The organism is Achromobacter sp. RW408 (assembly GCF_003184165.1).
In the GTDB taxonomy this organism is placed as follows: Bacteria; Pseudomonadota; Gammaproteobacteria; order Burkholderiales; family Burkholderiaceae_B; genus Achromobacter; species Achromobacter xylosoxidans.
In genome coordinates, this window is the sequence record NZ_QHHO01000046.1 from 41918 (window position 1) to 44851 (window position 2934).

The window sequence follows — 2934 nt, forward strand, 5'->3', positions numbered from 1 at the left end:
CGAGCAGGCGGCGGCGTTGGGTGTCGATGGGATCGGGCATGGCGGGGGACTCCGGTCAAGGTGAGTGAAAGGGCGTGGAGCCGTTGTAGCCAGGCGCGCGGGGTCTGAGGTGTCGCAATGTACGGAGCGGGCGGGTTGATACATTGGGACTTGAATCTCCCGGCCGATGCGGCCGGCGCCATGCGCGGGCGGCGATTGCGCGGCGCCTGTTGTGCAATCGGCGCGGACTTGGCATGATCCGCGCCATGGCAACGGACCCGCCCTCCCGCATGACGCCCGCGCGCGCCCGCCGCCCGGGCCGGACCGCTTGGCGGCTGGCCCTGGGGCTGGCCGCGCTGACGGCCGCCGCCTATGCGGCGACCGCGGTGATGGAAATCCCGCCGCCGCACACGTTGTGGCGGCTGGAAGCGTCGGCGCCGTCGCGCCGCGGCGATCTGCTGCCGGTGCGGGTGGTGCCGGCCTCGGCCACGCCGTCCGCGCTGGCGGCCAGCGCCTGGCCGCCGCCGGCGACGGTGCCGTGGAAAGGCGCCGAGATGCCGTTCGACCAGTTCCTGCGAAGCACCGCCACCAATGCCCTGGTGGTGCTGCGCGACGGCCGGCTGGTGTACGAGTGGTACCGGCCCGGCGTGAACGCGACGGACCCGCAGTCGTCATGGTCGATGGCCAAGTCGGTGGTGTCGCTGCTGGTGGGCCAGGCGATCGCGCGCGGCGAACTGCGCGAGGACGACCGCCTGGTCGCGCTGCTGCCCGAGCTGGCCGGCGCCGGCGACTACGACCGCATCACCGTGGGACAGCTGCTGGACATGGCCTCGGGCATCGACGTGTCGGAGAACTACCGCGCCTACTGGCCCTTCACCGGCACCGCGCGCATGTACCTGACGCGCGACCTGGCCGGCTTTGTGCGCGCGCATCGGCGCATGCATTTCACGCCGGGCAGCGCGGGCGACTACCGCAGCATCGACACCCAGCTGCTGGGCATGGCGCTGGCGCGGGTGACCGGCCGCCCGCTTGCCGACCTGCTCGCCGAGCGGCTGTGGCATCCGATGGGCGCTGAGTCCGCCGCCACCTGGAACCTGGACCGGCCCGGCGGCATCGAGAAGGCATTCTGCTGCCTGAACGCCACCGCGCGCGACTTCGCCCGCATCGGCCAGCAGGTGCTGCTGGCGGCGCAGGGGCAGGGCGTGGTGCCCGCCGCCTGGCTGGCGCGCATCGCGCGGCCGGCGCCGCATGCGGTGGATGGCTGGGGCTATGCCGCGCAATGGTGGCAGCGCGATCCGGCGGGCGGTCCCGACTTCGCGGCGGTCGGGATCCACGGCCAATACCTGTATGTCCATCCGGGCAGGCGGGTGGTGATCGTCAAGCTCAGCGATTACGGCGAGAACCAGGACGAGCGCGAAACCTACGACGCATTGCGCGCGCTGGCGCAGCGCTGAGCGCTGCCCGCGTCCGTCATCGCGGCGCCTGGCGGCGCCCTACAGCAGCCCCGAGGTCAGCGCCTTGAGCGTGGCCGCCGCGCGGGTGGAGCAGTCGAGTTTGCGGAACACGCTTTCGAGGTGGGTGCGCACGGTGCTGGGGCTGATGTCCAGGGCGCGCGCGGCCTCCTTGTTGCTGGCGCCCAGGCTGACCTGCCGCAACACTTCCAGTTCACGCTGCGACAGCGGCGAGGCCGCGCGGCGCGGGGCTGCCGGTTCGCCGCCGGCCGCGGCGATCGCGGCTTCGGCGACATCGGCGTCGTAGCGGCCGGCGGCGGCCTCGTCGCGCAGCGCGCGGGCCGCGTCCCGCAGGGAAAGGGCGCGGCGCCAGGGGCGGTCCTCGAGCAGCGCCTGCAGTGTCACGGCGGTGGCCAGCACGCGTTGCGGGCGGTCGAGCGCGGCGCCCGCCGCGCCCCGGAAATAGCCGCTGCCGTCGAGCCGCTCGTAGGCATACGAGGCCAGTTCGGCCGCCGCGCTCAAACCCTTGATCTGGCGAGCGGCGCGGGCGGTCCAGTAGGGCATCAGGCGCACCTGTTCCCATTGGTCTGGCGTCAGCTTGCCGGCGGTGTTCCACAAGCGGTTCGGCAGCGCCGCGCGGCCAATGCCGTGGACCAGCGCGGCCGCCTGCAGCCGCGCCTGCGTCGCGGCGTCCAGGTCGAGGCGCGCGGCGGTCGCCACGGCCAGCGCCGCGACCCGGCGTGAATAGCCCGCCAGCCACGGCAGCTTGAGTTCGGCCACGTCGGCCAGCAGGGTCAGCGCGGCGGGCGCGGCGGCCTGGCCGCCAGCGAGATTCCAGGCGGCGCCATCGGGCGGATCGGCGTCCATCCGGTCGAGCCAGGCCGGACCATGGCGAATGGCCAACGCCGCGAACTCGGCCGGATACTTGGCGCCGGCCTGCTGGCGCAGGAAGTCCAGCGCGCTGTCGCGGCCATGGGCACGGCTGAGGATTTCCAGGTCGCTGGCGGCGTTGACCACATAGGCCAGCGGCGAGACGGCCGCGCCGTCCAGCGCCAGCGGCATGCCCTTGCCGTCGTGGCGCTCGAAGGCGTGGCGCAGCCCGGTCACGACCGCCTGCGGCATGCCCAGGCTGACGGCCACGTCGCCGGAAATCTCGCAATGGATCAGCGCCAGTGGCACGATCAGCGACTGCGTGCGCGCGTCCAGCGGCGGCAGCGTCTGCGCCATCATGGCCTCGCGCGAGGCGACGTCGTCGCCCAGCAGTTCGGCGAAACCGCCGGCGTTGGCGGTGCAGCCGGACCAGCGCAGCAGCGCCACCGCGCGGGCGTGGTCCTGGCCGGCCGCATCCAGGCCGTGCGCCGCGGCCAGCAGGCCCGCCAGGCAGGCGGTGCGGCGCGAATGGTCGGTGGCGCGGCCCATGCTGAGGTCGCCGATGAAGGCCATGGCCAGCACGGCGTCGGTCAGTTCAATGGCGCTATCGGCGATCATGGGGACGGGCGGGGCG

General features: G+C 73.6%; 2 protein-coding genes. One reads left to right on the plus strand and one right to left on the minus strand.

Annotated elements, in window-relative coordinates; genetic code table 11:
- The first annotated feature begins 245 nt into the window (after positions 1-245).
- Positions 246-1433, plus strand: a complete 1188-nt coding sequence (locus DK459_RS10175) for a serine hydrolase (RefSeq protein WP_233256792.1) — start codon at positions 246-248, stop codon at positions 1431-1433.
- 39 nt (positions 1434-1472) lie between these two features.
- On the opposite strand, the gene DK459_RS10180 is transcribed toward DK459_RS10175, so the two are convergent.
- A complete protein-coding gene (locus DK459_RS10180; protein WP_058207624.1) occupies positions 1473-2918 on the minus strand; it encodes an HD domain-containing phosphohydrolase in 1446 nt (481 codons plus the stop codon).
- Positions 2919-2934: the final 16 nt, after the last annotated feature.